This is a genomic window from Streptomyces sp. CRN 30 (assembly GCF_034105845.1).
In genome coordinates this window covers 1-26,583 of record NZ_JAVRHI010000152.1, presented here as the reverse complement: position 1 = coordinate 26,583, position 26,583 = coordinate 1, and the positions used below count along the sequence as shown (strand labels likewise).

Sequence of the window (26,583 nt, the reverse complement as noted above, 5' to 3'; positions counted from 1 at the left end):
GGACCACCGATCCGCCCCCCCAGGACCACCGGGCAGCCCTCAAGGCCACCGAGCCGGCCCTCAGGACCACCGGGCAGCCCCCCAAAGCCACCGAGCCGACCCCCAGGACCACCGAGCCGACCCCCAGGTTCGCCGAGCCGGTCTCAGGAGGCGTGGCTCGCCGTCGGTCCGTGGTGTATCCGGACGTCCCCCGCCTCGCCGAAGGTCAGCCGGCACGTGTCCGCGCGGTACGTCGCGACGCTCAGGGCGGCCGTGCGGTCGCCGGTCACCCAGCGGGTGGTGACGATGAGGACGGGGGCGCCCGGCAGGCGGTCCAGCTCCCGGGCGTCGTCGACGTGGGCGGAGCCCAGTTCCACCGCGTTCTCGCGGTGCCCCGGCTCCAGGGTGTTCAGTGCGCGCAGCACGGCACGCGCGCGTGCCGGACCGGTGGGCGCGTCGATCGCGGAGAGGCCGGGGACGGACGTCCGCGGTACGTACAGCACTTCGGCAGCGACCGGCTGGCCGTGCGAGACGCGGGAGCGGCGCACGGTGTGCACGGCCTCCTCGCGGTCGGTGCCGAGGGTGTCGGCGACGGACGCGGGCGGTACCGCCGGGGCGCTGTCGAGCGGCTCCCAGCCGTCGTCGGCCGCGCCGGGCCAGGCGTCGCCCGGGGCGCCGACGGCGACGCCGACGCGCGGCGGGGCGACGGTCGTGCCGACGCCGCGGCGGCGCTGGAGCCGGCCCTCCAGTTCGAGCTGTTCCAGGGCCTGGCGCAGCGTCGCGCGGGCGACACCGAAACGGGCGGCGAGCTCACGCTCGTTGGGCAGGATCTCGCCCACCGAGAACTCCGAGTCGAGTGCCTGACTGAGCACGGTCCTGAGGTGCAGGTACTTCGGTTCCGGTACCGGTACCGGTGCCAGCTGCGTGGTCCCCACCCTGTCCTCCGCGGTCGCCGTGGTCCGGCGGGCGTTTTAACGCCCTTGTTTATTAAAGGTTGTTGCACTTCTCTGCGACCATAGGACTCCCCTCACCCTTGGTCAAGACCAATACGGCGCGTCACGGGTCTACCCGGCGGTAGCTTTTACTGACACTCTGTCTACGAGCGCAGCAGCAGCCGACGACCAGGAGTGCCCATGTCCGAAACCGTCTCCTTCACGGCCCCCACCCCGCACGGCCCGCGCGCCGTCACCGCGTCCTACGCGCGCGTGGGCAGCGGCGCGCCGCTGCTCCTGTTGCACGGCATCGGCCATCACCGGCAGGCCTGGGACCCGGTGGTGCGCATACTCGCGGCCGAACGCGACGTCATAGCCGTGGACCTGCCCGGCTTCGGCGCCTCCCCGGCGCTGCCCGCCGGTCTGCCGCACGACCTGCCGACGACGACCTCCGTGCTCGCGGCGTTCTGCGCCGCCCTGGGCCTGGACCGGCCGCACGTGGCGGGCAACTCCCTCGGCGGTCTGCTCGCCCTGGAGCTGGGCCGCGAGGACCGCGTCCGCTCGGTCACGGCCCTCTCCCCGGCGGGCTTCTGGACCGAGGCGGAGCGGCGCTACGCCTTCGGCGTGCTGACCGGGATGCGGGCGACCGCCCGGCTCCTGCCGCTGCCGCTGGTCGAACGGCTCTCCCGCTCGGCGGCCGGCCGCACCGCGCTGACCAGCTCGATATACGCGCGCCCCGCGCGCAGGACGCCCGAGGCCGTGGTCGCCGAGACCCTCGCGCTGGCCCGTGCCGAGGGGTTCGGCGAGACGCTGCGGGCCGGGCGCGAGGTCCGCTTCACCGACGACGTCGACGGCGTGCCGGTCACGATCGCCTGGGGCAGCCGCGACCGGCTCCTCGTCCCTCGCCAGGGTGTCCGCGCCAAGGCCGTGATCCCCGGGGCCCGGCTGGTGCGGCTGCCGGGCTGCGGCCATGTGCCGATGAACGACGACCCGGCCCTCGTCGCCCGTGTCCTCCTCGACGGCAGCCGGGATCAGCCCGCCAGGGCCGCCAGCACCTCGGCGAGCACCGTCGCGTTGTAGGGCATGCTCGCGTGCGGCGTCCGGTCCTGCGGGTCGATGTCCTGCACGACGACGTTGCGGACGTACACGCCGTCCGTCTCGGCGAGGGCGCACGAGGTGTACGGGGTGACCACGTCGTCGTAGGCGGTGGCGATGACGGTGTGCCGGACGCCCTCGGTGGTCTCGCCCAGATCGGCGAGTTCACGCTGGAAGGCGTGGTCGTGCTGGAGCTGCGGCCACGCCGGTACGGCCTGTCCGGCCGCGCCCCGCTCGACCAGTTCGGCGGCGCCGGGGATCTGGCGGGCGAGGTTCATCAGGCCCTGGGCGGTGACGCCGTGGTTGCTGGGGGCGATGCCGACGAAGTTGTGCACCTTGACGGCGCCGCCGAGGGCGTTGAGGTAGTAGCGCGGCATCATGCCGCCCTGCGAGAAGCCGACGATGTCGACCTGTGCGGCACCGGTGCGGCGCAGCACCTCGTCGACGTAGACGCCGAGCTGCCGGGCCGACTCCCTGATGTCGCCGAGGCCGAAGATCACCGGGTTGAGGTGCTTGCCGTAGTCGAGGCGGAAGACGCGGTGGCCGTGGCCGCGCAGCAGCGGTGCGGCCGAGGTCCAGGTGTAGCCGCGGTTGCCGAACGTTCCGTGCACGAGCACCACCGGCCGCGGGTGTTCCGGGGTGAGCGGCAGGTCCCAGTCGTCCTCTCCCCCGTCGACGTCGACGGCGGCGATGACCGTGGCGCCGGCGACCTCCTTGAGGGCCGCCGCCCGGTGGGGGGCCTCGGTGAGGTCCGTGGTGACGTCGTCCGTGTTGAGTCCCGGGATGCGCGGGGTCGAGAAACCCATGGCGTTTCGTCCTCTTCTCTTCGGTGCGGCGGGAACAAGGATCAGTTCTTCGGCGTCAGTCGCGCGGCGCAGACCCGCAGTACGCGCGCGTAGAGACTCCATCGCGCGGGCCGCGTCACGGTCCCGGTGAGCGCGTGCTCCGCGCGGTCCAGGCACTGGCGGAACACCGCGTCGTGCAGCGGCCTGACGAACAGCGGCCAGAGCGGCCACAGCGGTCCACGGGGACTGACCACGAGGGTGTGGCGCAGTACCGTACGCCGGTCGCCGAGCGCTTCCACGCCGAACTCGTGGAACCCCTCGAAGCCCCGCGGGCCGGTGAACCGGAAGCGCACCCACCGGCCGGGGACGTAGTCGCTGACGACGTACCGCACCGGGCCGTGGCCGCCGGGGACACCGACGGCCAGCGGCCCCTCGAAGCGCACGGCGGGCCAGCCGGGCGGCCAGAGCCGGTCGCCGGGGGAACCGAGCGCGTCGAGCAGGGCACCCACCTCGTCGGGCGACGCGGGCAGCGGGCGTTCGTGGACGTTGAGCACGGCGATCACGGGAACCAGCCTGCCCTGCGCGGACCTACCGGGTCATTCCCCGAAAAGGGGACCAGAACGCGCGCCCCGAGCGTGCGGCAGGGGGGTGCGCGCTGCCCATCGCGCGCTCCCAACTCGTCCCGCGCACCTGGGGGATCGGTTCGGGCCGAGCGTAAAGACGGGTGAGGAAGGCACCGATCCAGGTGGGGCGCGAAGGGGGTTGGTCATGGCCGCAGGGCCCGGCGTTCCCGGTTCCGGTCAGCACGTTCCCGGTTCCGGTCATCAGGAGGGCTGCCGGTCCCCCGTGGTGCCGAGGGGGCTGCCCGACGCGTGGCGGCCGCTGCTCCGACGGCCCGCGCTGGCCGGGCTGCTCGGACACCCCCTGGCGGACGCCGCCCTGGCGGAGCTGGACCGGCTGCTGCCGGCCGATGTGGCGCTGCACTCGCTGCGGACGTTCCTGCTGGCCGACGCCCGCGCGCGGGCCCGCGGGACGGCGTACGACCGAGCCGGGCTGCTGGCCGCCGCGGCGTTCCACGACGCCGGGCTGGTGGGGCGCGCGCCGCTCGGCCGGGGCGGGTTCACCGGCCGGTCCGCCGAGTTGCTCGACCGGTTCCTGGCGGACCGGCGGGTGAGCGCCGCGCGCCGCCGGGAGCTGACCCGGGCGGTGCGCGAGCACATGCGGCCGTTCCCCGCGCGGGGCGCCGGTCCGGAGGCGCGGCTGCTGCACTTCGGTGCCTGGCTGGACGTCACCGGGCGCGGTGCGAGCCGGGTGCCGGGCGAACGGCGGCGGCTGGCCGCGCTGGCACCCACTCCCTGGTTCGCCTTCTCCTTCTGCGCCCGGGTGGCGGCCTGCGGGCCGCGCCGGGTGCTGCCGGGCCCGGCCGCCGCCGCGCGGTGACCGGCCGGGCCGGGCAGCTCGCTTCTCCCGTCGTGAAAGGACCGTGAGACATGCAGGACGACCAGCGGGATTTCGATGTCGCCATCGTCGGGGGCGGCATCGGCGGGACGATGCTGGGGGCGATCCTCGCCCGGCACGGTGTGCGGACGCTGCTGCTGGAGGGCAGCGGCCACCCCCGGTTCGCCATCGGCGAGTCGACCGTCCCCGAGACCACCTTCGGCCTGCGGGTCCTGGCCCGCCGCTACGACGTGCCGGAGATCGAGCACCTGGCGACCCACGGGGCGCTGCGCCGGCACGTCTCGTCCAACTGCGGCGTCAAGCGCAACTTCAGCTTCGTCTACCACCGCGAGGGCGAGCCGACCCGGGCCGAGGAGTGCACGCAGTACCCGACCTGGGGGCCGCCGCTCGGGCCCGACTCGCACTACTTCCGGCAGGACGTGGACGCCTACATGTTCCACGTCGCCGTCAAGTACGGCGTCACCGCGCACACCCACACCCTCGTCGAGGACGTGAAGTTCGAGGACGACCACGCCACGCTGGTCACCCGGGACAAGGGCAGCTTCCGCGCCTCGTACGTCGTCGACGCGGGCGGGATGCGGGCCATGCTGCCGGAGCGTCTCGGGCTGCGGCAGGAACCGCCGTACCGCACGCGCTCGCGGACGATCTTCACGCACATGGTGGGCGTGCGTCCCTTCGACACGGTCGCGCCGCCGCGCGAGGAACACGGCATGCCCAGCCCGTTCAGCCAGGGCACGCTGCACCACATGTTCGAGGGCGGCTGGTTCTGGGTCATCCCCTTCGACAACCACACGGCCGGCACCAGCGGGCTGTGCAGCGTCGGCGTCAACCTCGATCTGGACGCTCACCCCCGTCCCGAAGGGGTGTCGGCGCAGGACGAGTTCTGGCGGCACGTCGGCCGGTTCCCCAGCGTGGCGCGGCAGTTCGAGGGGGCGCGCGCGGTACGGCCGTACGTGTCGACCGACCGGACGCAGTTCTCCTCGCAGCAGGTGGTCGGCGACCGGTGGTGCCTGCTGCCGCACGCCAGCGACTTCATCGACCCGCTCTTCTCCAGCGGTCTCGCCGTCACGGTGATGTCGCTGAACGCGCTCGGCCACCGGCTCGTCGACGCGGTGCGCGAGGGCGACTTCGCCACCACGCGGTTCCGGTACCTGGAGCACTGGATCAAGCGGATGTTCCGCTTCTACGACGACCTGGTGTCGTGCAGCTACATCTCCTTCGACGACTTCGAGCTGTGGAACGCCTGGAACCGGGTGTGGACCATCACCACGCTGTACGGGACGAACGCCCAGAACCAGGCGGCCGTCACCTACGAGAAGACCGGTGACACGGCGTGCTTCGACGCCCTGGAACTGCCGCCGTACCGGGGTCTCCAGGGCGTCGACAACCCGTGGGTGGAGCGTCTCTTCGAGCAGTCGAGGGACGCCGTGCTGGCCTACCGGGAGGGCGGGCTGAGCAAGGAGCGCGCCGTCGCCCGCATCTACGCGCTGCTCAAGGAGAGCGGGCTGTGCCCGGACGTGTGGGGCACACTCGATCCCCAGGACCGTTGCCCCGCAGGGGTGTTCACACTCTGGCCGCTGATGCGGATCCTGCTGTGGGGCAAGTTCCGCTCACCGCGGCATGTGCGCGGCTCGTACTTCACCGGCGGCGCGCGGATGGTGGGCAAGGAGGCGGTCCAGACGTACGGTACGGAGCTGCGCGGCAGCGCCACGGCGGTGCACCAGACCCTGCGGGACATGTGGGTCAACTGGAACCAGGACTGGTCCCGCGACTGACCCCGGACGTGCGTATTCCGTTTGCCGCCCCGAACGGCCGGGTAGGAAAAGCGTGGCCGCCAGACCGACAAATCGGCCGCCGATTCCCCTGCCTGAAACCGAGAGACAACGGGCTGCAATCCACAATGGCACTACATTCCCCTTGCCAATCGCCCGCTGCATGCTCCTGGGAAGACATCTTCCAGCACCGGGACCGCCTCATGCGGTTGGTTCGACGACGACTTCCGAGTTTCCAGGACGCCGAGGACTGCGTGCAGGAGACCATGGCACGAGCAGCCGCACACGCCACGTTGGACAGGAATCGACTGGGTCCTTTTCTGACCTCCGTCGCGCTGCGCCTCTGCATCGACTTCTACCGTGAAATAGAGCGCCGCAGCAGGCTGTTGCAGCGCGCGGCGCTGCTGGACTTCTCGGGCACCACCGAGGAGGACGTCTGCGACGAGGATTTCGGCAGATGGCTGCTGAGCCAGGTGGAGAAGCTGCGCGGCCGGGAGCAGGAGGTCATACTCGCCCGTGCCGCCGGAATTTCCACAGCGGAATTCGCTCGTATGCACAACATTTCCGTGAAAGCCGCCGAAGCCGCTTTCACCCGAGGTCGGGCACGCCTGAAGACGGTGTGCGCGAAAGCCCTGGAGGGCTGCGCGCGATAACGCCGGGAGCAGGATGTCCGGGCACCACCCCAGGACACCGATCCCCTTCGGAAGGGAATTCCTCTCATGTCCAACGGAAAAAGCATCCAGGACATCTTCAAGGATCTGGTCGGCAGTATGGCCGACAGCGGCAAGGAGGCGTTCGACGACCTCCTCGACCGGGACACGTCCCGGTCGTGCGGTTCCCGGAACCAGGCCGACGCGCTGACGGGGCTGGCCGGACTGCCCGCGGGTGCCCTGGGGGCGCTCGCCGCCGTCAATCCGCTGGCGGCCCTCGCGGCCGGCGCGGGAGGCGCGCAGGGGGCGGGCAACCCGCTCGCCGCGCTCACCGGAGGCGCCCAGAACCCGCTGGCGGCGCTGGGCGGGCTGAGCCAGCTCGCGGGCGGCGCCGGTCAGCTCGCCGGCGGCGCCGGGCAGGCCGCCGCCGGGGTGGGTGACGTCCTGTCGTCCGTCGCGTCGCTGCCGTCGCAGCTCACCCAGCTCACCCAACTGGTCACCCAGCTCTCCCAGCTGACCCAGGCCCTGCAGAACCCGCTCGGACAGGCGGCGTCGCTGGCCGGCCAGGCCGCCTCCACCGCGAGCGGCGCGGCCAAGACGGCCCGCGGCGCCGCCAAGGGCGCCACCGGCCTCCTCGGCTTCCAGGGCGGTGAGGACCTCCTCCCCTAGTCCACGGTCCCAGCCCACGGTCCGTCCCGCTCCACCGGCTTACCGGTTACCGAGGAGGAACGCTCACCATGCCGTCTGCCGTCGGTGACCGCCTGCGTCTCGTGGTCAAGGTCCTGGGCAGTCTCGTCGCCGACGAGGTCGGCCAGGCCACGGGGCTCAGACGCCGGAGAAGGGACGCCTGGCCGACGGCGGCGTCCGCCGAAGCCTCGCGGGAGGCACCGGAGGACGCCGTCGCGGGCGACCAGCGGCGCGCCAAGGCGGTCCGCCAGGCCCTGGAGAGCCTCGGCCCCTTCTACGTGAAACTCGGCCAGATCCTCTCCACCCGGCCCGACATGGTGCCCGAGTCCGTGCGGGAGGAGCTCCAGAACCTGCACGACCGGGTGGACGTACAGCCGTTCTCCGCGTTCGAACCGGTCCTCGCGCAGGACCTCGGACCGGACTGGAAACGGCGGTTCGACGACATCGACACCGTCGAGCCGCTCGGGGCGGCATCCCTCGCCCAGGTCTACCGGGTGGTCCTGCCCGGCGGCCGGCCGGCGGTGGTGAAGATCCAGCGGCCCGGTATCCGCGAGGGCGTCCTCGCCGACATGGCGCTGATGCGCAAGGCGGCCCGGATCGTCGCCCGGGTCGCGCCCCGCTTCAACGAGGTCATCGACATCGAGGCGATGCTCGGCTCCGTCTTCGACGCCATGGAGCCGGAGCTGGACTTCACCGGCGAGGCCCGCAACATGGACGAGGCCCGGGAGCACGTGCGGCCCTTCCGCACGCTGGCGGTCCCCCAGGTCCTGCACGCCGGCCCGCACGTCCTGGTCCAGTCGCTGGCGCCGGGGACGTCGGTGCGCCACCTCGACCGCCGGCACTTCACCGACGACGAGCGGATCGAGCTGGGCAAGGACCTGCTGCGCTTCATGTACCACGGGTACTTCGTCCACCGGTTCTTCCACGCCGACCCGCACGCCGGCAACGTCTTCGCCGCGCCCGGCGCGCCCGCGACGCTGATCGACTGGGGCATGGTGGGGCGACTGGACCGGCGTACCAGCCTCCAGCTCCTGCCGCTGTTCATGACGCTGGCCCAGAACGACGGCGCGGGGCTGGCCCAGCACTGGGCGGAGATGGGCCGGGTGACGTCCTGGGCGAACATGCCGGCGTTCGTCTCGGACATGTCGGCGTTCGTGCCCAAGGTCTCCCACCTCTCCCTGGAGGACATGAACTTCGGCATGGCGCTGACCACCGTGCTGGCCAAGGCGACCCGGCGGGGCATCGGCTCGCCGCCCGCCGTGTCGCTGCTCGGCAAGTCCTTCGCCAACCTGGACGGCTCGGTGCGGCATCTCGCCCCCGAGATCACGCTGCCGGAGGTCTTCCAGGGCGAGGTGCCGCGCATCCTGCTCGCGCTGGGCCGGGAGTTCCTCGGCCGCCACCAGGTGGCCCGCAACTCCATGGAGCTGCTGCTCACCGCCGTCACCAGCCCCGACCAGATGCGCGGGGTCCTCGCCGACGTCGCCAACCGGCAGTTCGCCCTGCACGTCCACGAGCCGCGGACGTCCGCCGCGCGCGGTGGCCAGCGTCCCGTCCGCCCCTCCGGGTCGCTGCTGGCCCTGGGCGCGCTGGCCTACCTCCTCGGCCGCAGCCGCTCCCGCTGAGCCGCGGCCGTCCGCTCCCGCATCCGTGACCGCTCTCGTCCAGGAGGTACCCATGCAGGACGCCGCACGGCCCTCGTCCCCCCGCGGAGTTCCGCTGCCCGGCGGGCTGTCCCGGGTCGCCCTGTGGACGGCGGCGGCGCACGCCGCGGAACAGACGCGGGAGCGTCCGTACGTCAGTGATCCGTGGGCCGGGGACTTCCTGCGCGCGGCCCGGGTCGCGGGCGGCCCGCCGGGGGACGGCCCGCTCCAGCGGATGCTGCCGGACTGGGCCGTGGTGCGCAGCCGGTTCTTCGACGAGTACCTGCTGGACGCGGCGCGTTCGGGGTGCCGTCAGGTGGTGCTGCTGGGCGCCGGTCTCGACACGCGCGCGTTCCGGCTGGACTGGCCGGCCGGGGTGCGCGTCTTCGAGGTGGAGGACCCCGCGCTGCTGGCCTTCAAGGAGCACGTACTGGACTGGGCGCCGCCGACCTGCGGGCGGCGCGGCACGGTCGGCGTCGCCCCGGTCGGGGCCTGGACCGAGGAGCTGTGCGCCGTGGGCTTCGACCCCGGGCGGCCCACCGCCTGGCTCGCCGAGACCCTGCTGTACCACCTGCCGCCGCGCGAGGCCGAGTCCGTCGCCGCCACCATGACGGAGCTCTCCGCGCCGGGCAGCGTCTTCGGCGCGGAGTGCGTCGGCGCGGAGACCGTCGCGTCGCCGGCCGTCACACCGTTCCTGGACGCCCTGGCCGCCACCGGCGTCACCTGGCGGTGGCGGACCGCCGAGCCCGAGCGGTGGTGGGCGGAGCGCGGCTGGACGGCGACGGCGGCCGACCTCCTCACGCTGCCGTACGTGGTGGAGCGGCTCGCGCCCTACCTGCCGGTGCTCGGCGAGGCCGCGACGCGCACCGTGTTCCTCACGACCGGGAGACTCGGCGCTCCGCGCTGACCGCCGGCCCGGTCCGCTCCAGCTCCGCCAGCGCCGCCAGCCACCGGTCCGGCAGTTCCGCGGCGGTGGCGAGGTTCCCGTCGTGCACGACGGTCAGGCAGGCGGTGTCCCGCTGGCTGGTGAGGGTCATCAGCGAGCGGATGCCGGAGGCCAGTCCCGAGTAGACGGCCGACCACCGGGAGACGGCGCCCTGGTGGAGCAGCGGTGCGCCGAAGTTGACGCTGCTGGCGGGGCCGGCGACGACCGCGCCGTTGACCAGGCGCAGTCCGAGGCGGCCGCCGACCGACCGCGCGGTGCCGGCCAGCAGCACCCGGAAGGAGTCGCGCCTACGGCTGTCCCGCAGCCGCCGCGTGGCCGCGGTCACCCGGCGTACCGCCTCCGTCGACGAGGGCGCGTCGCAGGGCAGCAGCAGCCGGGCGGTGACCATCCGGTTGCCGGGCGCGTGTTCCTCGCCCGGGGCCCGCACCGACATCGGCACCACGACCGGCAGCGGCGGGTGGACGGTGCCGGTGGCCTCCAGGTGCCAGGTGCGCACGGCGTGCGCGAGGGCGGCGAGGTACACGTCGTTGACGGTGCCGCCGTGCGTCCGGCCGGCGGCGCGCAGCCGGGCCAGCGGGACGGTGACGTGCCGGACACCGGTCCTGCCGCCGACCGGGCCGTCGAAGCCGGGCTTGGGCGTGGGCGCGCCGAAACCGGCGGCCAGGTCGCCCAGAACTCCGGTGATGCCGCTCAGCGCCGGGGCCGCCCGGCGCGGCGCGGCGGGCTGTTCGCCGGGGCGGTCGTCGAGCAGGGCCCGTGCGGCGTAGACGGCTCCCATGCCGTCCTGGACGGTGTGGTCGGTGCGGTAGCACAGGACGTGCCCGCCGGCCGTGCCGCGCACCAGCCACACGTCCCACAGCGGGCCGTCCTCGACGTCCATCGGCCGGGACAGGAACAGCCGCCCGGTCGCGTCGGCGTCGACGGTCCCGGGCACGTCGATCTCCCGCACATGCCGCTCCACCGCGAGTGCGCCGGTCCGCCGGAAGACGGTCGCGTCCGGGTCCGGCCGGTAGTTGAGCGCGGGGATGCGGGGGGCGCGCTCGGCGACCCGGGCGCGCACGGAGTCCAGGGACGGCGCGGGACCGTCGAAGGCGAAGACGAACGGCAAGGGCAGTGCCCCGTCGCGCGCGGCCAGTCGGTAGGCGACGTCCACGGGCCCCATCGGCACGGTCGGGGGCAGGGAGCCGTCGGAACGCATCGGTCGCATCATGAGCCTTTCTGGAAGGTACGGTGATCAGCCTGCCGTTCCCCGGCAGTCCTTCGTCCGCGAGCCGCGCCGCCCGCCCGAGCGCGTCGCGGCGCATCGGATCGCGGCGAATCGCACCGAATCGCAGCGCACCCGCGGCAGCCCCGCGCACGGACTGGCGCACGGACCGGCGCTCGGGCCGGCGCACGGGCCGGTGGGCGCCCGGCCCTCCGGAACCGGGCGTGGCCCGGTGCGTACGTCGTGTGGGCGGGTGGGTGGGCAGGCGCCGGCGGGAGGCGTCAGCACCGGTGTCGGGACGTGTGGCCGAGGGCGTCGCCGTAGAGCCGCAGCAGAGTGCGGGCGGGGCCTCGGGTGGGCAGGTGGGGGGCGTGTGTGCGGTGCCAGGGCAGGGGGGCGGCGGGTGGGGACTCGCCGAGGAGGGCGGCGGCCACGTGGGCGCCGTGGGCGACGGAGAGCGCGAGGCCGTGGCCGTTGCAGCCGCCGATGTACCAGACCTCGGGGTGGCCGCGGACGGGTCCGACCACCGGCAGGCCGTCGGTGGTGAGGCCGACGCGGCCGGACCAGCGGTGGGTGATCCGGGTCCGGGCGAGGTCGGGGTGGAGGGAGCGCAGCCAGCGCTCCAGCCGGTCCCAGGCGCGCTCCCCGACCACCCGGAGCCGGGCCGCGCCGAGCCCGGCCGGAAAGGTGGCGGTGCCGCCCCCGGCGACCACCCCCCGGTCCGGCAGCAGCCGGAAGTACGGCGCGAGGGGCGCCGCGTCGACCACGGCGTACCCCGCGCGCCCGCCCAGCGCCTCGTACGCCGGCACGCTCAGGGGCGCGGTGGCGACGGCGTACGCCTCCAGCGGGAGGACGGTGCCGACGGGCAGGCCCAGGGCGCCCGCAGCGGAGTTGACGGCGAGGACCGCCTGACCGGCGTAGAGACGGCCGTGCGGGAAGACCAGTTCGGGGCCGACCGGTTCACCGGGGTGGACCCTGAGCAGCGGGCTGTCGCCGTAGAACCGGACACCCTTGGCGGCGCAGGCGCGGGCCAGGGCGCAGGTCAGCGCGGCCGGGTCCAGCGTGGCCGCGGGGCGGTGCAGCAGTCCGGCGGCGCGGGGGACGCCGACCCGGTCACGGACGGCGGCCCCGGACAGCAGCGGGACGTCCAGACCGAGCGCGCGGCAGGCACGGGCCTGGCGCGCGAGGGCCCGCACCCCGCCGGGCGTACGGGCCGCCATGATCTGCCCCCCGGGCCGCACCCCGCAGGGCACGTCGAGCCGGTCGCACAGGCCGAGGACGTCCTCCACCGCGCGGATGCTGGCCTGGTGCATGCGGTGCGCGGCGCGCTCCCCGAACCGCCGCACCGCGCGGTCGACCGCCGGTCCGGCCCGGGGGCCGAGCAGACCGGTGCCCCGGCCGCTGGCCCCGGCGGCCGGACCGCGCGCGTCGACCACCGCGATGTCGAGGCCGGGGGCCCGCTCCGCGAGGTGGTACGCGCAGGACAGTCCCGCCAGTCCCGCACCGACCACGGCCACGTCCGCGGTGACCACGCCGTGCAGCCGGGGCTGCGCGGGCAGTTCCGCCGGGTCCCAGTACGGCGTTCCGGCCGGGGGCCCGCTCATCCGGTGCCGTCCGGCCCGGACTCGGTCAGGGCGCCGAACCGGCGGTCGTGCCAGAGCAGCGGCCGGCCGCCGCCGACGTGCACGGCGGCGACCCGGCCGACGACCAGGTGGTGGTCGCCGTAGCGGCGCACGTCCTCGGTGAGACAGACCGACCAGGCGAGCGCCCCGGCCAGCACGGGGACGCCGAGGACCGGCCGGGTGTCCGTGCCCGCGAACCGTTCGGCGGCGCTCGCCGCCGGGGACGCGAACCGGCCGGCCAGTTCCCGCTGTTCCTCGCGCAGCAGGTGCACGGCGAAGGCGCGGCGGGCCCGGACGGCGGCGAGCGTGCGGGAGCCGTCCCGCAGACAGGCCAGGAGCAGCGGCGGGCGCGCGGAGAGCGAGGTGACCGCGGAGACGGTCATGCCGAGCGGGCCGTCCTCGCCGCGGGCCGTCACCACAGTGACCCCGGCGGCGAGTTTGGCGTACAGGCCCAGGCAGCGCGCGGTGCCCGGACCGGGCTCCCCGTGCAGCAGCGGTTCGGTGCCGGGCCGGTCAGCCACGAGCGGCGGCGCGCCCATCGGTCACCTCCGCCCCCAGCAGCCCCTGCACGATCTGGCCGATGAGATGGCGCAGCGTGGACTCGGCGACGGGGTCGAGAATCTCGGCGAGGCTCGGGATGCCGAGGTCGAAGGCGGCGTCGAAGACGATGAGTGTGCCGGCGTCGCGCGCCTCGCAGCGCCAGCTGCCCGCGAAGCTGGCGAAGTCGCCGCTGAGCTGCTCGAAGGCGAGGGTGTGCGACTCGGGCGCGTAGGTGTCGCGCTCCCGCCAGCGCATCAGGCCGCCGCGGAAGACGACGGCCCAGTCGGAGATCGTGGAGCCGTCGGGCAGCGGTGGTTCGACGCTGACCTCGCGGACGGTCTCGGTGAACTCGGGGTAGCGGCGGAAGTCGCTGATCCGGCGGTAGGCCTCGGCCGGGTCCACTCCGTCGGCGAGCGCGTGCAGCACCACGTGGGGCATGAGGTGTTCGGTTCCCTTCCCGGTCGTGCCCGGCACCGGGTCCTGCCCGGTGCCGGTCCTTCTGGGTGCGTCTGCGGGTACGTGTGTCGGGCGCGGGTGTGCGGGGGCGGTTGCGTGTCGGGCGGGCGGGCGGTGGTCACCCGGCCATGCGCGCGGCCGTGTCGCGCAGCGCGTCGGCGAAGGTCGTGAGGAACAGGTCGAGCGCGGAGTCGTCCACCACGGCCGGCGGGGTCAGGCGCAGCACGCGCGTGGAGTTCAGGGAGTGGTTGACGAGCACGCCGCGGGCGATCATCTCCAGGAGGAGTTCGCCGACCGCCTGTTCGGCGGTGAACTCGATGCCGATGAGCAGGCCCCGGCCGCGGACCTCGCGCACCAGGCCGTCCCGGTAGGGATCGCACACCTTGCGGACCCCGGTCAGGAGGCGCACGCCGAGGGTGGCGGCGCGGGCGACGGTGTGTTCGCGTTCCATCGCCGTCACGGTGGCGAGCGCGGCGGCGCAGGCGATCGGCGAGGCGCCGAAGGTGGAGGTGTGCAGGTACGGGTCGCGGCTGAACGGCGCGTAGGCGTCGGCGGTGGCGATCATCGCGGCGATCGGTACGACCCCGCCGCTGAGTCCCTTGCCGGCCAGCAGGATGTCGGGCCGCACGTCCTCGGCGTCCACGCCCCACCAGGTGCCCAGCCGGCCCATGCCGGTCTGGATCTCGTCGACGACGAGCAGTGCGCCGTACTCCCGGCACAGCTCCGCCACCCGGGTGAGGTAGCCGGGGCGCGGGACGCGGACGCCGCCCTCGCCCTGGACGGGTTCGACGACGACGCAGGCGGTGCCTCGGCGGTCCGCCAGGGCCCGTTCGAGGTCGGCGGGGTCGTCGTAGCCGACCTGGGTGACGTCCGGGAGCAGCGGCAGGAACGGTGTCTGGTACACGTCGTTGGCGGTGACGCTGAGGGCGCCGAGCGTCTTGCCGTGGAAGCCCTTGCGGGTGGTGATCACCGAGGTGCGGCCGTGGGCGCGGGCGAGTTTCAGGGCGGCCTCGGTGGCCTCGGCGCCGGAGTTGACGAAGTGGACGTAGTCCAGTCCGGGCGGGGTGTGGGCGGCCAGCGCGCGGGCGGCGCGGGCCGCGACGGGTTCCAGGAAGACGCGGCTGGCCAGCGGGTGGGTGTCGAGCTGCCGGTGGACGGCCTCGACGACGTCGGGGTGGCGGTGGCCCATGAGGAAGACGCCGTAGCCGCCGAAGTTGAGGAAGCGGCGGCCGTCGTCGGCGTGGATCCAGGGGCCCTCGGAGCGGACCTCGGCCATGCCGCCCATGACCCGGCCCATCACGGCGCGGCCGGTGCCGATGTGCCGCTGGTACAGGCCGACGACGTCCTCGCCGGCCTCCGTCGTCGGACCCGGGCCCACACCGGCCTCCGTCGTCGGACCCGGGCCGACACCGGCCTCCGTCCTCGGCCCCGGGCCCGCACCGGCGGTCGCGGTGTCCGAGCCGGCGGGGGCGGCTTCCGATCCGGTGGTCGCGGTGTCCGAGCCGGCGGGGGCGGCTTCCGGGGCCGTGGGTGAGACGGTCATGACGCCACCTCCGTGGGGGTCTGCGCGACCGGGCCGCGGCGCGGGGCGGGCCGGGCGGAGCGGTCCTCGGACCAGCTCTCCAGGTTGCGGACGAGCGCGGCGCGGATGTCGGCGTGGGTGAGGCGGGTGCCGCAGTGCGGTGCGCCGAGAGAGCTGTCGAAGGGCAGTTCGCTCTGGAACACCAGCAGGAGTTCCGCGTAGTAGCGGAAGCGGCGGCTCACCGAGCGGGGCAGCGACGTGCCCTCCAGCATCGGCAGCAGCAGCCGGTGCACCGCCTCGACCGGGATGAGCCGGGGCCGTTCGGGCCGGGGCAGGCCGAGGCGGGCGGCGAAGTCCGCGCAGGTGTCGGCGATCTCCCGGAGTTCGACGGCCTGCCGGCCGGCGGTGAGCCAGTACTCGCCGCTGCCGACCCCGCCCCGGACGAGGTCGCCGACGGCCCGCGCGACGTAGTCCTGGGGCACCATGTCGATCCGGGCCTCGGGGGCGCCGGGGAGCACCGGCACCTGCCCGAGGACCATCGCGCCGATCGTCTTGGTCAGGCCCTGCTGCCCGGCGATCCGCCCGGTGACGGAGTCCCCCATGACCACCGAGGGCCGCACGATGGCGCCGGGCAGGCCCGACTCGCGCATCAGCTGCTCGGAACGGGCCTTGGAGTCGAGATAGGCGGCGGCGCCGGGGAAGCGCTCCCGGTCCTCCTCCGACGGCGTGTTGGCGACGAACGCCGTGCTGACCAGGTAGAGGGGCGCGTCGGCGCGGGCGGCCAGGTCGAGGACGGTCTCCGTGCCGAGGATGTTGGTGCGGACGATCTCCGCGGGCGGGATGTGCCAGTTGGTGGCGGCGGCGGAGTGCACGACGACGTCGACGCGCAGGGCGAGTTCGTACCAGGCCCGGGGCGTGAGACCGAACCGCGGGGCGAGCAGGTCGCCCTCGATCTCCCGGACCCGGGGGTCCCCCAGCGACCGGGTGCGGCGCAGGCACAGCAGGTCGTAGTGGGGCACCAGCTCGTCGATCAGCGCGCGGCCGAGCACGCCGGAGCCGCCGGTGAGCAGGAGGGTGGGCCGGACGGAGGGACGGGCGGTGGGACGGACGGATGGGCGGACGGTGGGCAGGGGGGCGGGACGCGAGAGGTCTCGCGGCATGTTCGGCTCCAAGGGGAACTGGGGCGACGTACTGCCGGGGTACGGCCGCGGGCCGGGCCGTCAGGCGATGGTCAGCGGACTGTCCGCCAGGTACGCGGAGAGCGGGCCGGTCATCCGGGTGCGGGACGGCGGGTGCAGGGAGAGCCCGTTGGCGCTGGCCGCGAGGTGACCCACCTCGTCGGAGGTCATGAAGTTGAGGCCGCCGAGCAGTTCGACCGCGCGCGGCACGATGCGGCCGAGGGCGTCCTGCACGCCGTAGCGGGTGAACAGCGCCTGCGCGAGGGCGGACTCGCCGAGGTCGCCGGAGTCGACGCGGCGCGCCACGCCCTCGGCGGTGGCCATCGCGGCCTCGGTCTCGACGAACAGCCGGACCCGCTCGTGCTCCGGGATGCGGTCGTTGAGCAGGACCCGCTCCACCAGCGCGCTCGCCGCTCCGAGATAGCTGCCGGTCATCAGGGTCTGGAACCAGATCAGCCCGGCGGTCTGCAGGTCGTCGAGGCGTTCGCCCGCGACGGTGGCGGTGCGCAGCACCAGTTCCGGCGGTACCAGTACGTCGGTGAGGGTGACCTGCTCGCTCTCGGCGCCGGCCAGGAACGCGCTGGACCAGAAGCCGCTGACGGAGAGCCCCTCGCTCTCGGCGGGCACCAGCGCGACGGCCAGTTCGTCGCCCCGGCCGTCCTCGCGCGGGATCAGGACGCTGGCGGTGAGGATGTCCATGGAGCGGGCCAGGCTGCACGGGCGTTTGACGCCGTTGACCAGGACGCCGTCACCGGTGACGCGGGCGGTCATCGACGGGTCGAGGACGCCGGTGCCGCTGCGGCCCTCGGCGAACCCGGAGGCGACGACGCGGTTCCCGGCCGCCACGCCCTCGACGAGCAGCCACGCCGGACCGTCCCCGAGCCTCCCGAGACCGACCAGGGTGGCCATGGAGAAGTGGTGCATGGTGGTCGCCACGGCGAGGGACGGTGAGCGGCTGCCGAGGGCCCGCTGCACGCGCAGTGCGTCCAGGGCGGTGGCGCCCCGGCCCTGGTACGCCTCGGGGACCAGCAGCCCGGGGCCGCCGCTCTCCCGGAACAGCCGGATGCCGGGGCTGCCCGGCCTTTCCAGCTCCATCAGCGGTGTCTCGCGCAGCGCCGGGTCCAGCTCCGGCAGGAGCTTGGCGAGGGTCTCGCGTTCACGCTCTAGGAATCTCATGGACGTGCGGTCCTCCTGAGTGGCTCCGGTCGACGGAAGTGGTGTTCATACGGCGTTGGTGGCGCGCAGCAGCCGCCACACCGCGCCGGGGCGGGGACGGCCCAGGAACGCGATGTACTCGGGGAGGACCTCGTGCGGGGCCCACTTCTGCTTGTACTCCAGTTGCGAGGCGGCCGGGTACACGGCCTCGCCGTGCGCCGCGAGCCAGTGCGCGAACCGGGTGAACAGGGGGCTCGCGCCGGGGAGCTCCTCGCGCGGGTCGAGTCCGGTGAACGGGGTGAACCCGAAGTGCAGCCAGTCGGCGCCCTCCGCGACCAGCCGCTCCATGACGGTGGCGTTGAGCGCCTCCATCACTCCGGGGGGCGCGTCCGGCCGCCGTCGGCTGAGGTCGTGCAGCCAGCCGGGGCGGCTGCCGTACACCGGCGCGTAGTTGATGTAGCCGACCGCCGTGCCGTCGATACGGCCCGCGAAGAGCCGGCGGTGGCACTGCATCCCGCCGGTGCGCTGTCCGACGAGGAACCGCAACTCCTTGACGTGCCGTCCCTTGTCCCGCAGCCAGACCCGGTCGAGGCCGTCCAGCTCGGCGCAGTCGTCGCCGTGGCCGATCTCGACGACCTCAAGACCCGCGCGCCGGGCCCGGGAGATCTTGTTGCGCAGCCGTACGAACCGCGAGCCGCGCAGGGTGAAACGCGAGAGGTCCACGGCGTAGGAGGCGCCGATCTGGTTGACGGTGAAGCCGTGCGCCGCGTACAGCTCGGCGTCCGCGCGTTGCAGCTGCACGGCGACCAGGCGCCGGCCGGCGTGCGCCACGAAGGCGTCCAGCAGTCGCGCCCGGTGCTCGCGCGCGCAGAACGGGCCGCCGAACTGCAGCACGTACCGGCCGGAGGTGCGGTAGGCGCAGGCGCCGTCGGAGCGGTCGTCGCGGAAGTACTCGTTGCCGCTGTTGAGGGCGAGGAAGGAGCTGGGGTTGTCGCTGTGCGCGGCGAGGGCGTCAAGCACCGACGGCATGCGTGCCCTCCACGGGAGCGGTCGCGGGCGGACGGCCGGGGAAGACCGGGCGGTGCCGCTGCTCGAACTCCGCGAAGTCCGGGTCGGGCGCGGGTTCGAAGGCGACGCCGAACGGTTTGAGGGAGTTGCCGAAGAGGGCGCGGTCGCCCATGAGGTGGACGGGCAGGGCGAGCAGCGCCCACTCGGGCCGGACGAACAGGGCCCAGGCCCCGGCGACGAGCCCGGCCGTGACCAGGCTGTGCATGACGTTGTAGGCGACGTAGTAGCCGCGGGCGATCCGGCGGTCCGGGCTGCGCCGGTGGGCGATCGCCCCGGGCAGGTAGCCGACGACGTCGATCACGACGAACAGCAGCACGAACACCGTCCATCTGATCTCCGTGCGGTGCTGGAAGGCGAGTACCAGGGAGACGGTCAGGAAGCCCAGCCATTCGAGCCGGGAGAGGGCGAAGGTGGTTCTCGTCTCGAAGCGGTTCTTGGCGTCCACGGGCGCTCCAGATGTGCGCGGGTTGCGCGTTCGGTCCCGGGCCCGGCCCCGGCCGGGCCCGTCGCTGTGGTCTGTCACTCTCTTTACGCGCGGGCGCCTCCAACCCCTCGTACGGCGCGGGCACTTGGGCGGGCGGTGCGCCGGGCGCGCGGCCGCTGTTCACCTCTGGTTCGCGTGCGCGCCTCCCCGCACCCGTAGGTGTGGCTCTGCTGGGCGGCCGGTGCCCCACCGGCCCGCCCCGCCGTGTCCCGTCCCGTCCCGTCCCGTTCGTCCTGGAGGCCGCATCCATGTCAGCCCGTCCGTTCCCCGGCCGCCGCAGTGTCCTGCGCGGCTCCCTCGCCGCGTCGGCGGCGCTCGCCCTGCCCACCTCCCTCGGCGCGGCGCCCGCCTTCGCCCGGTCCGGCCGCCCGTCGGCGGGCTGGGGCGTGCAGGCGGGCGACGTGAGCGCCCACTCCGGTCTGGTGTGGGTACGGTCCGACCGGCCGGCCCGCATGATCGTCGAGACGTCGGCGACCGAGTCGTTCCGCAACCCGCGCCGGTGGCGGGGCCCGCTGCTCGGTTCCGGCACCGACTTCACCGGCACCACCCGGCTGAGCGGCCTGCCGGCCGGTGAGCAGATCCACTACCGGGTGCTGCTGGCCGACCCGGACGACCCGCGCCGCACCGGCGAGCCGGTCACCGGCACCTTCCGCACCGCCTCCGACCGGCGCCGCGACGGAGTGCGTTTCACCTGGTCCGGCGACCAGGCGGGACAGGGCTGGGGCATCAACCCCGACATCGGCGGCTACCGTATCTACGACGCCATGGGCAGGCTCGACCCCGACTTCTTCCTGTGCAGCGGCGACACCATCTACGCCGACGGCCCCATACCGTCGACGCAGGCCCTGCCCGACGGCAGCCTGTACCGCAACGTCACCACCGAGGAGAAGGCGAAGGTGGCGGAGACGCTGGCGGAGTTCCGCGGCGCCTTCCGCTACAACCTGCTCGACGACAACCTGCGCCGGTTCAACGCCCGGGTCCCGTCGATCATCCAGTGGGACGACCACGAGGTGCGCAACAACTGGTACCCGGGTGAGGTGATCACGGACAGCGCCTACACGGTCAAGGACGCCGACGTACTCGCCGTCCGGGCGCGGCGCGCGTTCTCCGAGTACTTCCCGATCTCCACGCTGAAACCCGGCGACCGCGAGGGCCGGGTGCACCGAGTGCTGCGCCAGGGCCCGCTCCTGGACGTGTTCGTCCTGGACATGCGGACGTACCGCAACGCCAACTCGGCCGACGACCAGACCACCGACCCGCAGGGCATCCTCGGCCGCGAGCAGCTGGAGTGGCTGAAGCGGGAGCTGGCGCGGTCGCGCGCGGTGTGGAAGGTCATCGCGGCGGACATGCCGATCGGTCTGGTCGTGCCGGACGCCACCGAGGGGAAGGCCCACTTCGAGGCGATCGCGCAGGGCGACCCGGGCGCGCCGCTCGGGCGCGAGCTGCAGATCGCGGAGCTGCTGCGGTTCGTCAAGCACCGGCGGATCACGGGCACGGTGTGGCTGACGGCGGACGTGCACCACACCTCGGCGCAGCACTACCAGCCCTCGCGCGCGGCGTTCACCGACTTCGAACCGTTCTGGGAGTTCGTCTCGGGGCCGCTGAACGCGGGCGCGTTCCCGGCCAGCGCGCTGGACGGTACGTTCGGTCCGGAGCGGGTCTTCGTGAAGGCGCCGACCGCGTCGAACGTCTCGCCCGCCGAGGGCTACCAGTTCTTCGGCGAGGTCGACATCGACGGGGACAGCGGCGAGATGACGGTGCGGCTGCGCGAGCAGGACGGCACGGTGCTGTTCACGAAGGTCCTCCAGCCGGGGCGGGTCGGCCAGTAACTCCCGTAATCTGTACGGGCGTCGCGCACCGGAGTCATCCCCCGGTGCGCGACATCACGTACATGATTTTTATGGGCAAAACGCACTCTTTACCCATCGGACACAAGGCGTTCGTGATCACGCAACACCGTTCCTTCACGCTGGCCGCATGAGTCGAGACATGTCCCACGCGGCACACACCGAGCAGTACCGTACGGCGAACCTGTGGACGCGCTGGACACGGCGCACACGACGGCACGGCCAGGCGCCGCCGACGGACGATACGGGCGCCCCGCCGCCCTCGGCCGGGGCCGGGGCCGGAGCCGGGGAGAGCGCCCTGTGGCGGATGCGGACCACGGTCCAGGACGAGCCGGGCTCGCTGGCCGTGCTCTGCACGGCCCTCGCCGAGCGGCGGGTGGACATCCTCAGCCTTCAGACGCACCCGCTGGCCGTCGGCACGGTGGACGAGTTCCTGCTGCGCGCCCCGGGCGAGCTGACCGTGTCCGCCCTGACCGGGACGGTGACGGCCGCGGGCGGCCGGGACGTCTGGTGCGAGCGCGCCGACGCCCACGACCTGGTAGACGCGCCCACCCGGGTGCTCGGGCTCGCCGCCCGTACGGCCGTCGACGCGGCGGAGCTGCCGCTGGCGCTGCGGCAGCTGCTGGGCCGGTGCACGATCCGGTCGCTGCCCGCCCCGGCGGGCGGAAGCGGCTCCCGCGGCCTGCCGGTGGAAGGGATGCCGGCCGACACGGTCATGCGGCTGCGCACGCCCGAGGGCGGTGCCATCACCGTCGAGCGGCCGTACCTGCCGTTCACGCCGACCGAGTTCGCGCGGGCGCGTGCGCTGGTCGAACTGGACGCCCGGCTCGGCCCGCGGGTGCCGCGCGACGGGGAGGCGCTGGCGCTGCCCGAGGGCACCGGCCTCACGGTCCGCCGCGCCGGGCCCGCCGACCTCGCGGCGGCGAAGGCGATGCACGAGCGCTGCTCGGAGCGCACCCTCGGGCTGCGCTACCACGGACCCGTCGGGGACGCCGACCGCTATCTGAACCACCTGCTCAGCCCGCGCTACGGCCGCACCCTCGCCGTGGCCACCCCCGCCGGGCGGATCGTCGGCCTCGGCCACCTGCTGTGGGACGGCGACGAGACGGAGGTCGCGCTGCTCGTCGAGGACGCGTGGCAGCGCCGGGGCGTCGGCGCCGAGCTGCTCCGCCGGCTCGTGGCGATGGCCGCCGGGACCGGCTGCGCGAGCGTGTACGCCGTGACACAGGCGTCCAACACCGGCATGGTCACCGCCATGCGGGGCCTCGGCCTCCCCCTCGACTACCAGATCGAGGAGGGCACCTTGGTGATCACGGCCCGCCTGGACCCGGCGACGACCACGGCCACGGCCCAGGAGGCGCACGGCGAGCCGGTCGGCCGGGAGTAGGGCACGGCGGCCGGAGGGAGGGGCTCGGCCGGGAGCAGGGCACGGCAGCCCGCGGCGCGGGGATCGGCCGTGAGCGAAATCCGGCCGTCGGGGGCGGCCGTCCCGGCCCACCGGGCTGACGCGGTACCGCTCTCCGTACGAGGATGTCCGCATGTCAGACACCAAGAGCCCGCTTCCCCGCGAGGTCGCCGACGCCTACGTCGACGAGCTCATCGCCCTCGACCCGGTCACCGGTACGTATCTGGGCGTGCCGGACAGCTCCAGCCGGCTGCCCGACTTCTCCCCGGCGGGCCAGGAGGCCCTGGCGGAGCTGGCGCGGACCACGCTCGCCCGGCTCGACGAGGCGGAGCGCCGCCCCGGCGGGGACAGCGACGCCGAGCGGCGCTGCGCCCGGCTGCTGCGTGAGCGGCTGACCGCGGAGCTGGCCGTGCACGAGGCCGACGAGGGGCTGCGCTCGGTCGGCAACATGGGCACCCCCGCGCACTCGGTGCGCGAGATCTTCGCCATCACGCCGGCGCGGACGGACGAGGACTGGGGCCGGATCGCCGAGCGGCTGCGCGCGGTGCCGGGCGCGCTGGCCGGTTACCGCGACTCCCTCGCGCTGGGCCTGGAGCGGAAGCTGTTCGCCGCGCCCCGGCCGACCGCGACCTTCGTCGAACAGCTCGGCGAGTGGGCCGACACGGGTGAGGGCCGCGGCTGGTTCGAGGACTTCGCGTCCGCCGGTCCGGACGCGCTCCGCGCCGAGCTGGACGAGGCGGCCCGCGCGGCGACCGCCGCCGTGGTGGAGCTGCGCGGCTGGATGCGCGACGTGTACGCGCCGGCGGTCGAGGGCGCCTCGGACACCGTGGGCCGGGAGCGCTACGCCCGCTGGGCCCGCTACTACAACGGCACCGACCTGGAGCTGGACGAGGCCTACGCGTACGGCTGGGCCGAGTACCACCGCCTGCTCGGCGAGATGAAGAAGGAGGCCGAGAAGATCCTGCCCGGCGCCGCGACGCCGTGGGTGGCGCTGGCCCACCTCGACGAGCACGGCCGGCACATCGAGGGCGTCGACGAGGTCCGCGACTGGCTGCAGGGCCTCATGGACGAGGCGATCGCGTCGCTGGACGGCACGCACTTCGAACTCGCCGAGCGCGTGCGGAAGGTGGAGTCGCGCATCGCCCCGCCCGGCAGCGCGGCGGCGCCCTACTACACGGCGCCGTCGGAGGACTTCTCCCGGCCGGGCCGCACCTGGCTGCCGACCATGGGACAGACCCGCTTCCCGGTCTACGACCTGGTCTCCACCTGGTACCACGAGGGCGTCCCCGGTCACCATCTCCAGCTCGCGCAGTGGGCGCACGTCGCCGAGAACCTGTCGCGCTACCAGGCGTCCGTCGGCCTGGTCAGCGCCAACGCCGAGGGCTGGGCGCTGTACGCGGAGCGGCTCATGGACGAGCTGGGCTTCCTCACCGACGCCGAGAGCCGGCTCGGCTACCTGGACGCGCAGATGATGCGGGCGGTGCGCGTCATCATCGACATCGGCATGCACCTGGAGCTGGACATCCCGGCGGACTCGCCGTTCCACCCGGGCGAGCGGTGGACGCCGGAGCTGGCGCAGGAGTTCTTCGGCTCGCACAGCAGCCGTCCCGCGGACTTCGTGGAGAGCGAGCTGACCCGCTACCTGACCATCCCGGGCCAGGCGATCGGCTACAAGCTCGGCGAACGTGCCTGGCTGCTCGGCCGGGAGAAGGCCCGCGAGCGGCACGGCGACGCCTTCGACCTCAAGGCGTGGCACATGGCCGCGCTGTCGCAGGGTTCGCTGGGCCTGGACGACCTGGTGGACGAACTCGCCCGGCTGTGAACTCCGTGAGCCGTGGCGCGGCCGGTCATGGCGGACGACGCGCCGCCCGGCCGCGCCCGGTGCGCGGAGCCGGGCCTCAGCTGTGCAGGGGGCGGAGCTGCACCAGGGCCAGCCAGGTCTCCGGGCCGGGCCGGACGTGTGCCGCGCGGACGGCGTAGCGGCCCGGGTCGAGGGCGACCCGGACGTGGTCGGTGGACTCGCAGGCGCCGCCCGGCCAGGCCGCGTCGAAGAGCAGCAGCGCGCCGGGGATCTGCCAGGTCAGCTCCGGCTCCCACTCGGCGGTGGCGAGCGCGCCGGGGACGGATCCCAGCAGTTCGCTCTCGTCCTCTCCCGCGCACCAGCGGACGAAGGCGTTGTGCTCCGGCAGGAACGCGGTCGCGGCGGGTTCGTCGCCGAGGACGAGGGCGGCCGCGTCGCCGACCGGGAGGAGTCCGGCCTGTCCGTCGACCTCGCAGGCCCGGTCGTAGTCGGAGGCGGTCTCCTCGCCGTCGGCGCCGGTCCAGAACGGCAGCACCGTCTCCGGCACCGCTATGAGCGGCCCGCCGCCCGACTCGACCCAGTCCACCACGCCCGGCTCCGCGTATCGCACCATGCGGCAGAACCTACACGGTGATCAACAGCCGCAGTCGGCCGCGTCCACGGGAGCGGTGAGGCGGTCGGCGGGCTCGCGCTCGACGCCTCGCCACGTCTCGTGGGCGAGTCCCTCCCGCACCCAGTACTCGAAGCCGCCGACCATCTCCTTGACGCGGTAGCCGAGTTCGGCGAGGGCGAGGGCCGCGCGGGCGGCGCCGTCGCAGCCGGGGCCCCAGCAGTACGTCACGACCGGCACGGCCGGGTCGAGGAGCCGGGCGGCCTGTGCCGGGATCAGCGCGGTCGGCAGGTGGACGGCGCCGGGGACGTGGCCCTGCTCCCAGGCGGCGGTGGACCGGGAGTCCACGACGACGAATCCGGGGTCGCCGCCGGCCGCGAGGGCGGCGCCCACGTCGGCGGGGTCGGTGTGGAAGGCGAGCTTGGCACGGAAGTAGGCGGCGGCCTCGGAAGCGGTGGCGGGAGCGGCGGCCTCGGCAGGAGCGGCGGTTTCGGTGGGAGCGGTCACGGTCATCGCTGTGTCTCTTTCTGGCGGTTTCAGAGGTTCGGTTCTCCGACCGAAAATCTACGGCTGCCGCACCGCTCCCGACAGAGACGTTCCCCGGCCTTCCGCTTGATCTGCCGGGGATTTCCCTGTTATCCATCCCCCATGACCGAGTATTCACCGGACGCCACCGACTGGCGCATTCTCGACGTCCTCCAGCGGGAGGGCCGGGCCAGTTTCGCCGAGCTGGCGCGGGCCGTCTCCATGTCCGCGAGCGCGGTGACCGAACGGGTGCGGCGCCTGGAGGAGGCGGGCGTCATCCAGGGGTACGCGGCCGTCGTCGACCCCGAGCGGCTCGGCCTGCCGATCCTCGCCTACGTCCGGCTGCGCTACCCCACCGGCAACTACAGACCGTTCCACGACCTGGTCGCCGTCACGCCGGAGATCCTGGAGGCGCACCACGTCACCGGCGACGACTGCTTCGTCATCAAGGTCGCCGCCCGCTCGATGCGGCACCTGGAGGAGGTGTCGGGCCGGATCGGCACGCTCGGCTCGGTCACGACGAGCGTCGTCTACTCCTCGCCGCTCCCCCGGCGGCCGGTGGGCCGCTGACCGGCGCTCACCCCGCGCCGCGCTGCCGCACCCGCGAACCGGTGCGGCTCTTGACGACCTCCAGCTGGGCGTGGACGCGCCGCCTGAGGTCGGCGACGTGGCTGACGATGCCGACGCTGCGGTCCCGTTCGCGCAGGGAGTCGAGGACGTCCAGGACCTCGTCGAGGGTCTGGTCGTCGAGGCTGCCGAAGCCCTCGTCGATGAAGAGGGTGTCGAGGCGGATGCCGCCGGTCTCGTCGGTGACGACGTCCGCGAGACCGAGGGCGAGCGCGAGGGAGGCGAAGAACGTCTCCCCGCCCGACAGCGTCGCCGTGTCCCGCTCCCGGCCGGTCCACGCGTCGACGACGTGCAGCCCGAGGCCGCTGCGGCCGCGCCCGGCACGGTCGTCGGAGTGGACGAGGGTGTACCGGCCGGAGGACATGCGGCGCAGCCGCACGGTCGCGGCGGCGGCGACCTGCTCCAGCCGGGCCGCGAGGACGTACGCCTCCAGCCGCATCCGGCGTTCGTTGTCCGCGGCCGTCCCGGCGGCCAGCGCGGAGAGCCGCGCGACCCGCTCGTGCTCCTCGCGCAGCGGGGCCAGTGCGCGGGCGGCACCGGTGGCGCGGGCGGACAGCCGGTCGAGTTCGGTGCGCCGCCGGTCGGCGGCGTCCCG

Annotated in this window: 26 protein-coding genes; 11 read left to right on the top strand and 15 right to left on the bottom strand. The window is 74.0% G+C overall.

Annotated elements, in window-relative coordinates; genetic code table 11:
- Nucleotides 1–143: 143 nt before the first annotated feature.
- Nucleotides 144–914, bottom strand: coding sequence for a GntR family transcriptional regulator (locus UW392_RS14360; RefSeq protein WP_320775355.1), 771 nt, complete (start codon nucleotides 912–914; stop codon nucleotides 144–146).
- Nucleotides 915–1,112: 198 nt separating this feature from the next.
- Here UW392_RS14360 and UW392_RS14355 point away from each other — a divergent pair, with 198 nt between their 5' ends.
- A complete protein-coding gene (locus tag UW392_RS14355; protein WP_320775354.1) occupies nucleotides 1,113–1,991 on the top strand; it encodes an alpha/beta fold hydrolase in 879 nt (292 codons plus the stop codon).
- Here UW392_RS14355 and UW392_RS14350 read toward each other — a convergent pair.
- Nucleotides 1,943–2,812, bottom strand: a complete 870-nt coding sequence (locus UW392_RS14350; RefSeq protein ID WP_320775353.1) for an esterase/lipase family protein — start codon at nucleotides 2,810–2,812, stop codon at nucleotides 1,943–1,945. The two genes, UW392_RS14355 and UW392_RS14350, sit on opposite strands and share 49 nt — an antisense overlap.
- Before the next feature lie 41 nt (nucleotides 2,813–2,853).
- A complete protein-coding gene (locus UW392_RS14345; RefSeq protein WP_320775369.1) occupies nucleotides 2,854–3,351 on the bottom strand; it encodes an SRPBCC family protein in 498 nt (165 codons plus the stop codon).
- A gap of 208 nt (nucleotides 3,352–3,559) precedes the next feature.
- On the opposite strand from UW392_RS14345, the gene UW392_RS14340 reads away from it, so the two are divergent.
- The 6 genes from UW392_RS14340 (at nucleotide 3,560) to UW392_RS14315 (ending at nucleotide 9,905) form a co-directional block, all read left to right on the top strand.
- Entirely contained in the window at nucleotides 3,560–4,231 is a 672-nt protein-coding gene (locus tag UW392_RS14340) for a hypothetical protein (RefSeq protein ID WP_320775352.1), read from the top strand.
- A gap of 50 nt (nucleotides 4,232–4,281) precedes the next feature.
- Complete coding sequence (locus UW392_RS14335; protein ID WP_320775351.1) at nucleotides 4,282–6,024, top strand: NAD(P)/FAD-dependent oxidoreductase; 1,743 nt, start codon at nucleotides 4,282–4,284, stop codon at nucleotides 6,022–6,024.
- A 125-nt stretch (nucleotides 6,025–6,149) separates the two neighbouring features.
- Entirely contained in the window at nucleotides 6,150–6,674 is a 525-nt protein-coding gene (locus UW392_RS14330; RefSeq protein WP_320775350.1) for a sigma-70 family RNA polymerase sigma factor, read from the top strand.
- 66 nt (nucleotides 6,675–6,740) lie between these two features.
- Entirely contained in the window at nucleotides 6,741–7,340 is a 600-nt protein-coding gene (locus UW392_RS14325) for a hypothetical protein (RefSeq protein WP_320775349.1), read from the top strand.
- Nucleotides 7,341–7,408: 68 nt separating this feature from the next.
- Nucleotides 7,409–8,980, top strand: coding sequence for an ABC1 kinase family protein (locus UW392_RS14320; RefSeq protein WP_320775348.1), 1,572 nt, complete (start codon nucleotides 7,409–7,411; stop codon nucleotides 8,978–8,980).
- Between the two features lie 52 nt (nucleotides 8,981–9,032).
- Nucleotides 9,033–9,905: an SAM-dependent methyltransferase gene (locus UW392_RS14315; protein ID WP_320775347.1), complete on the top strand. Its 873-nt coding sequence runs from the start codon at nucleotides 9,033–9,035 to the stop codon at nucleotides 9,903–9,905.
- On the opposite strand, the gene UW392_RS14310 is transcribed toward UW392_RS14315, so the two are convergent.
- The 9 genes from UW392_RS14310 to UW392_RS14270 all read right to left on the bottom strand — a co-directional run bounded on the left by UW392_RS14310 (nucleotide 9,874) and on the right by UW392_RS14270 (nucleotide 19,134).
- A complete protein-coding gene (locus UW392_RS14310) occupies nucleotides 9,874–11,142 on the bottom strand; it encodes a wax ester/triacylglycerol synthase domain-containing protein (RefSeq protein WP_320775346.1) in 1,269 nt (422 codons plus the stop codon). The two genes, UW392_RS14315 and UW392_RS14310, sit on opposite strands and share 32 nt — an antisense overlap.
- A gap of 287 nt (nucleotides 11,143–11,429) precedes the next feature.
- Nucleotides 11,430–12,752 carry an FAD-dependent oxidoreductase gene (locus UW392_RS14305; protein ID WP_320775345.1) on the bottom strand — a complete coding sequence of 441 codons (1,323 nt, stop codon included), beginning with the start codon at nucleotides 12,750–12,752 and terminating at the stop codon, nucleotides 11,430–11,432.
- Nucleotides 12,749–13,309, bottom strand: a complete 561-nt coding sequence (locus UW392_RS14300) for a flavin reductase family protein (RefSeq protein ID WP_320775344.1) — start codon at nucleotides 13,307–13,309, stop codon at nucleotides 12,749–12,751. Before UW392_RS14300 ends, UW392_RS14305 begins: the two co-directional genes overlap by 4 nt.
- A complete protein-coding gene (locus tag UW392_RS14295; protein WP_320775343.1) occupies nucleotides 13,284–13,748 on the bottom strand; it encodes an SRPBCC family protein in 465 nt (154 codons plus the stop codon). Before UW392_RS14295 ends, UW392_RS14300 begins: the two co-directional genes overlap by 26 nt.
- Nucleotides 13,749–13,884: 136 nt before the next feature.
- Nucleotides 13,885–15,309, bottom strand: coding sequence for an aminotransferase class III-fold pyridoxal phosphate-dependent enzyme (locus UW392_RS14290; RefSeq protein WP_320775342.1), 1,425 nt, complete (start codon nucleotides 15,307–15,309; stop codon nucleotides 13,885–13,887).
- The gene (locus UW392_RS14285; RefSeq protein ID WP_320775341.1) at nucleotides 15,306–16,448 is read right to left on the bottom strand and encodes an SDR family oxidoreductase; all 1,143 of its coding nucleotides are present in this window, start codon (nucleotides 16,446–16,448) and stop codon (nucleotides 15,306–15,308) included. The genes UW392_RS14290 and UW392_RS14285 overlap by 4 nt, the downstream gene beginning before the upstream one ends.
- Nucleotides 16,449–16,508: 60 nt before the next feature.
- The gene (locus UW392_RS14280; protein ID WP_320775340.1) at nucleotides 16,509–17,642 is read right to left on the bottom strand and encodes an acyl-CoA dehydrogenase family protein; all 1,134 of its coding nucleotides are present in this window, start codon (nucleotides 17,640–17,642) and stop codon (nucleotides 16,509–16,511) included.
- A gap of 45 nt (nucleotides 17,643–17,687) precedes the next feature.
- Nucleotides 17,688–18,650 carry a DUF2156 domain-containing protein gene (locus UW392_RS14275; protein WP_320775339.1) on the bottom strand — a complete coding sequence of 321 codons (963 nt, stop codon included), beginning with the start codon at nucleotides 18,648–18,650 and terminating at the stop codon, nucleotides 17,688–17,690.
- Nucleotides 18,634–19,134, bottom strand: coding sequence for a hypothetical protein (locus UW392_RS14270; protein ID WP_320775338.1), 501 nt, complete (start codon nucleotides 19,132–19,134; stop codon nucleotides 18,634–18,636). Before UW392_RS14270 ends, UW392_RS14275 begins: the two co-directional genes overlap by 17 nt.
- Nucleotides 19,135–19,421: 287 nt before the next feature.
- Between UW392_RS14270 and UW392_RS14265 the strand changes: the two genes are divergently transcribed.
- From UW392_RS14265 to UW392_RS14255, 3 genes are all read left to right on the top strand, one after another.
- Entirely contained in the window at nucleotides 19,422–21,002 is a 1,581-nt protein-coding gene (locus UW392_RS14265) for an alkaline phosphatase D family protein (RefSeq protein ID WP_320775337.1), read from the top strand.
- A 148-nt stretch (nucleotides 21,003–21,150) separates the two neighbouring features.
- Nucleotides 21,151–22,407, top strand: coding sequence for a GNAT family N-acetyltransferase (locus UW392_RS14260; RefSeq protein ID WP_320775336.1), 1,257 nt, complete (start codon nucleotides 21,151–21,153; stop codon nucleotides 22,405–22,407).
- A gap of 151 nt (nucleotides 22,408–22,558) precedes the next feature.
- A complete protein-coding gene (locus tag UW392_RS14255) occupies nucleotides 22,559–24,247 on the top strand; it encodes a DUF885 domain-containing protein (RefSeq protein ID WP_320775335.1) in 1,689 nt (562 codons plus the stop codon).
- Between the two features lie 76 nt (nucleotides 24,248–24,323).
- On the opposite strand, the gene UW392_RS14250 is transcribed toward UW392_RS14255, so the two are convergent.
- Both UW392_RS14250 and UW392_RS14245 read right to left on the bottom strand, forming a co-directional pair.
- Nucleotides 24,324–24,839: an immunity 21 family protein gene (locus UW392_RS14250; RefSeq protein ID WP_320775334.1), complete on the bottom strand. Its 516-nt coding sequence runs from the start codon at nucleotides 24,837–24,839 to the stop codon at nucleotides 24,324–24,326.
- 21 nt (nucleotides 24,840–24,860) lie between these two features.
- Complete coding sequence (locus UW392_RS14245) at nucleotides 24,861–25,349, bottom strand: rhodanese-like domain-containing protein (protein ID WP_320775333.1); 489 nt, start codon at nucleotides 25,347–25,349, stop codon at nucleotides 24,861–24,863.
- Between the two features lie 135 nt (nucleotides 25,350–25,484).
- Between UW392_RS14245 and UW392_RS14240 the strand changes: the two genes are divergently transcribed.
- Nucleotides 25,485–25,931, top strand: coding sequence for an Lrp/AsnC family transcriptional regulator (locus UW392_RS14240; RefSeq protein WP_320775332.1), 447 nt, complete (start codon nucleotides 25,485–25,487; stop codon nucleotides 25,929–25,931).
- 7 nt (nucleotides 25,932–25,938) lie between these two features.
- Here UW392_RS14240 and UW392_RS14235 read toward each other — a convergent pair.
- Nucleotides 25,939–26,583, bottom strand: a 645-nt coding sequence (locus UW392_RS14235; RefSeq protein ID WP_320775331.1) for an SbcC/MukB-like Walker B domain-containing protein, incomplete at its 5' end; no start/stop codon positions are given.

Coding starts and splice junctions, on each gene's coding strand:
- UW392_RS14355 (WP_320775354.1), top strand. CDS start 1,113: ATGTCCGAAACCGTCTCCTTCACGGCCCCCACCCCGCACGGCCCGCGC.
- UW392_RS14350 (WP_320775353.1), bottom strand. CDS start 2,812: ATGGGTTTCTCGACCCCGCGCATCCCGGGACTCAACACGGACGACGTC.
- UW392_RS14340 (WP_320775352.1), top strand. CDS start 3,560: ATGGCCGCAGGGCCCGGCGTTCCCGGTTCCGGTCAGCACGTTCCCGGT.
- UW392_RS14335 (WP_320775351.1), top strand. CDS start 4,282: ATGCAGGACGACCAGCGGGATTTCGATGTCGCCATCGTCGGGGGCGGC.
- UW392_RS14330 (WP_320775350.1), top strand. CDS start 6,150: ATGGCACTACATTCCCCTTGCCAATCGCCCGCTGCATGCTCCTGGGAA.
- UW392_RS14325 (WP_320775349.1), top strand. CDS start 6,741: ATGTCCAACGGAAAAAGCATCCAGGACATCTTCAAGGATCTGGTCGGC.
- UW392_RS14320 (WP_320775348.1), top strand. CDS start 7,409: ATGCCGTCTGCCGTCGGTGACCGCCTGCGTCTCGTGGTCAAGGTCCTG.
- UW392_RS14315 (WP_320775347.1), top strand. CDS start 9,033: ATGCAGGACGCCGCACGGCCCTCGTCCCCCCGCGGAGTTCCGCTGCCC.
- UW392_RS14310 (WP_320775346.1), bottom strand. CDS start 11,142: ATGCGTTCCGACGGCTCCCTGCCCCCGACCGTGCCGATGGGGCCCGTG.
- UW392_RS14305 (WP_320775345.1), bottom strand. CDS start 12,752: ATGAGCGGGCCCCCGGCCGGAACGCCGTACTGGGACCCGGCGGAACTG.
- UW392_RS14300 (WP_320775344.1), bottom strand. CDS start 13,309: ATGGGCGCGCCGCCGCTCGTGGCTGACCGGCCCGGCACCGAACCGCTG.
- UW392_RS14295 (WP_320775343.1), bottom strand. CDS start 13,748: ATGCCCCACGTGGTGCTGCACGCGCTCGCCGACGGAGTGGACCCGGCC.
- UW392_RS14290 (WP_320775342.1), bottom strand. CDS start 15,309: ATGACCGTCTCACCCACGGCCCCGGAAGCCGCCCCCGCCGGCTCGGAC.
- UW392_RS14285 (WP_320775341.1), bottom strand. CDS start 16,448: ATGCCGCGAGACCTCTCGCGTCCCGCCCCCCTGCCCACCGTCCGCCCA.
- UW392_RS14280 (WP_320775340.1), bottom strand. CDS start 17,642: ATGAGATTCCTAGAGCGTGAACGCGAGACCCTCGCCAAGCTCCTGCCG.
- UW392_RS14275 (WP_320775339.1), bottom strand. CDS start 18,650: ATGCCGTCGGTGCTTGACGCCCTCGCCGCGCACAGCGACAACCCCAGC.
- UW392_RS14265 (WP_320775337.1), top strand. CDS start 19,422: ATGTCAGCCCGTCCGTTCCCCGGCCGCCGCAGTGTCCTGCGCGGCTCC.
- UW392_RS14260 (WP_320775336.1), top strand. CDS start 21,151: ATGAGTCGAGACATGTCCCACGCGGCACACACCGAGCAGTACCGTACG.
- UW392_RS14255 (WP_320775335.1), top strand. CDS start 22,559: ATGTCAGACACCAAGAGCCCGCTTCCCCGCGAGGTCGCCGACGCCTAC.
- UW392_RS14250 (WP_320775334.1), bottom strand. CDS start 24,839: ATGGTGCGATACGCGGAGCCGGGCGTGGTGGACTGGGTCGAGTCGGGC.
- UW392_RS14245 (WP_320775333.1), bottom strand. CDS start 25,349: ATGACCGTGACCGCTCCCACCGAAACCGCCGCTCCTGCCGAGGCCGCC.
- UW392_RS14240 (WP_320775332.1), top strand. CDS start 25,485: ATGACCGAGTATTCACCGGACGCCACCGACTGGCGCATTCTCGACGTC.